Genomic DNA, 3,113 nt, shown 5'->3' with positions numbered 1-3,113 from the left:
TCGCAGGCGGCTCGCACCTGCTCGGCCTCGGCGGTGGAGGCGAGCCCGCGCCGGGCGAGGACGTCCACCCACGCCGCCTCGACCTCCAGCAGGTGGCCGAGGACGGCGCGGTCCGACGTCGTCTCCGCCACCGTGCCGGCCGCCCAGACGGGGCTGAGCAGGCCGATGTCGGCGGTGGGCCCCAGGGGGTCGACGGCCGCCATCAGCCGTGCCTCGGGTACTCGATGCCGGGGAACTGGAGGAAGACCGTCTCCTTGTCCGCGTGCTCGCCGCGGCCCTGGATCCAGATGTCGAACTTCAGGGAGCCGTCGTCGAGGCGCTCGGCCACGAGGGTGCGGCGCCGCTCCTCGGGCAGGGAGGCCAGCAGGGGGTCCCGCTCGAGGGCCTCGGCGTCCTCGGGCAGGTAGACGCGCGTGTGGAGCTTGTTCAGCAGGCCCCGGGCGAACAGCACGAGGTGGATGAAGCGCGCCGTGCCCTCGCCGGTCGCCCCGGGTTCGACGGTGGAGAACGTGTACGTGCCGGCGTTGTCCACGGTGGCCCGGCCCCAGCCGGTGAACGTGAAGCCGTCGCGCAGGAGGGAGCCCTCCTCCTGGGCGATGGCGCCCTCGGCATCCGGCTGCCAGATCTCCAGCATCGCGTCCGGGATGGGGTCACCGTTGCCGTCGTAGACCGTGCCGGTCAGGCGCAGCGCGTCCGCGCGGCCGGGCGGGACGAGGTTCTGGCCGTCGCGGAAGGGCAGGTGCACCTGCTCATAGCCGTCCGCGTACCCGAAGAACGGGCCGATGGTCTGGCCCGGCGTCGGGATGAGCGTGCCGTCCGGGGCGCGTTCGGTGTTCTCGTCGATCCGCATCAGTGATCGCCCTCCTCGTCTTCCATCCACGTGCGCTGGCTGCCGGTCAACACGATGTCCCACCAGTAGCCGGTGTTCCACTCGTGGCTGGTCACGGAGTGGTCGTAGGTGGCCACGAGGCGGTCGCGTGCCTTCTGGTCCGTGATGCCCTGGTAGATCGGGTCCAGCGGGAACAGCGGGTCGCCCGGGAAGTACATCTGGGTGATCATCCGTTGCGTGAAGTCGGTGCCGAAGAGGGAGAAGTGCACGTGGGCGGGGCGCCACGCGTTGTGGTGGTTCTTCCACGGGTAGGGCGCCGGCTTGATGGTGGTGAATTCATAGCGGCCCTCGGCGTCGGTGAGGGTGCGGCCCACGCCCGTGAAGTTGGGGTCCAGGGGGGCCGGGTGCTGGTCGCGCTTGTGCACGTAGCGGCCGGCCGCGTTGGCCTGCCAGATCTCCACGAGCTGGTGACGGACCGGCCGGCCGGCGCCGTCCAGCACGCGGCCGCGGATCTTGATGCGCTCGCCGATCGGCTCGCCGTTCTGGCCGACGGTCAGGTCCGCCTCGAGCGGGTGCACGTCGCGGTGGCCGAAGGCCGGGGACCACAGCTCCACGGTCTCGGGGTCGGCGTGCACGAGCGACTTGGTGGGGTGGCGGAACACAGACGAGCGATAGGGCGGGAAGTCGAGCCGCGGCTGGGTCTCGCCCTGGGCCTGGGCGTGGGCCACCGCGATCTCCTCACTGATCTGCCCCTGCGAATCGCGGGTGGCGGCTGGGTCGAGCACGTGGGCGCTGTCGAACGTGTCGTCGTCCTTGGCCTGGGCGGCGATGCTCACGTCGGCTCCTTTCTCTGCGGGGTCGGGGATCGGTCGGGCTCAGGCGGAGGGCCAGCCGGTGTACTGCTCGGCGAGGAACTGCCGTCCGTAACGGGACTGGACCACGTTGCGGAGCTCACCGCGCACGCGCATGTCCTCGAACTCCGAGGCGTCCGGGCGGGCGTGGAGCATGGTGGTCATCCAGTAGGAGAAGTTCTGGGCCTTCCACACGCGGGCCAGCGCCGTCTCCGAGTAGGCGTCGAGCAGGTCGCGCGAGCCCGTGGCGGCCCACGACTCGAGCGCCTCGGCCAGGACGCGCACGTCCGCGAAGGCGAGGTTCAGGCCCTTCGCGCCGGTGGGCGGGACGGTGTGTCCGGCGTCGCCGGCGAGGAAGACGTTGCGGTGACTCAGCGGTGTGCGCACATAGGAGCGGAACCCGAGCACCGTCTTGTCGATGATGGGGCCGGTCTTGAGGGTGAAGCCGTCCGGCCCGGCCACGATGCTCTGCAGCCGGTCCCAGATCCGGTCGTCGGACCAGTCCTCCACGCGGGTCGAGGGGTCGCACTGGAAGTACATGCGCTGCACGGTCTCCGAGCGCTGCGAGATCAGGCCGAAGCCATGCTCGGAGCGGGCGTAGATCAGCTCCGGCGAGGACTTGGGCGCCTCGGCGAGGATGCCGAACCAGGCGAAGGGGTACGCGTGGAAGTGGTCCTCGCCCTCGGTGTCGCGCTGGAGGGCCTTGCGCACGGTGGAACGCGAGCCGTCGGCGCCCACGAGGATGTCGCAACGCAGTTCCTCGACCGGCCCCTCCTCGCCACCGGCCACGGAGCGGAACCGGACGCCGGGGGTGTCCGAGTCGACGTCGAGCACCTCGAGCACCTCGGTTTCGAAGCGGACGTCGCCGCCGTCGCGCCGCCGCGCCGCGGCCAGGTCGACGAAGACCTCGTTCTGCGCGTACAGGGTGACCGTGGCACCCACGAGCTCCGGGAAGTCCAGGGCGTGCGACTCGCCGTCGAAGCGCAGGATGATGCCGCGGTGCTCGTCGCCCACCGTCCTCACCCGGCCGTCGACGCCCATGTCCGTCAGCATCTCCACGCTGGGCTGCTCGAGGATGCCCGCGCGGTGGGTGTGCGCGATGGTCTCGGGGTCACGGGACTCGAGGACGACGTTGTCGATCCCCTGCCGCGCGAGCAGGTGGGAGAGCATCAGGCCGGCGGGCCCGCCGCCGACGATGCCGACGCGGGTGCGGGTCACGGGGGGCTGGGTCATGGCGTCCTTTCCGGGGGACGTCACCGGTCGGGCCGGGCGGGTCGGGCCGCGCTGCCGGGGCCGGCGGCGGAGGTCCCGACCATCCTGTGGCGCAGGACACGGCCCGCGCCCGGCCGTTCTCACTCAGTGAGAATGGCCGCCGAGTCCGCGGGCGATCCCCCGGGCGGCCGTCATCAGCAGGGGCGGCACCCCCGGGGTGT

3 protein-coding genes and 1 pseudogene are annotated in these 3,113 nt (G+C 71.7%); all 4 read right to left on the bottom strand.

Annotation, left to right across the window (positions count from 1 at the left end; genetic code table 11):
• Positions 1-203 (bottom strand): annotated as a pseudogene (locus HMPREF3105_RS08605) (hypothetical protein); the annotation flags it as partial.
• A complete protein-coding gene (gene pcaG / locus HMPREF3105_RS08600) occupies positions 203-850 on the bottom strand; it encodes a protocatechuate 3,4-dioxygenase subunit alpha (protein WP_070709255.1) in 648 nt (215 codons plus the stop codon). The gene pcaG and the pseudogene HMPREF3105_RS08605, both read right to left, overlap by 1 nt.
• Positions 850-1,659 carry a protocatechuate 3,4-dioxygenase subunit beta gene (gene pcaH / locus HMPREF3105_RS08595; protein ID WP_206450781.1) on the bottom strand — a complete coding sequence of 270 codons (810 nt, stop codon included), beginning with the start codon at positions 1,657-1,659 and terminating at the stop codon, positions 850-852. The genes pcaG and pcaH overlap by 1 nt, the downstream gene beginning before the upstream one ends.
• A 45-nt stretch (positions 1,660-1,704) precedes the next feature.
• A complete protein-coding gene (locus HMPREF3105_RS08590; protein ID WP_070709251.1) occupies positions 1,705-2,913 on the bottom strand; it encodes a 4-hydroxybenzoate 3-monooxygenase in 1,209 nt (402 codons plus the stop codon).
• Between the last annotated feature and the right edge of the window lie 200 nt (positions 2,914-3,113).

Origin of the sequence: Micrococcus sp. HMSC31B01 (assembly GCF_001816085.1) — a bacterium.
Lineage (GTDB): Bacteria > Actinomycetota > Actinomycetes > Actinomycetales > Micrococcaceae > Micrococcus > Micrococcus luteus.
The sequence above is the reverse complement of the archived record's forward strand: the minus strand, read 5'-3'. Positions and strand labels throughout refer to the sequence as shown.

Excerpts from the sequence above, each read along its gene's own strand:
- pcaG (WP_070709255.1), bottom strand. The coding sequence starts at position 850 with ATGCGGATCGACGAGAACACCGAACGCGCCCCGGACGGCACGCTCATC.
- HMPREF3105_RS08590 (WP_070709251.1), bottom strand. The coding sequence starts at position 2,913 with ATGACCCAGCCCCCCGTGACCCGCACCCGCGTCGGCATCGTCGGCGGC.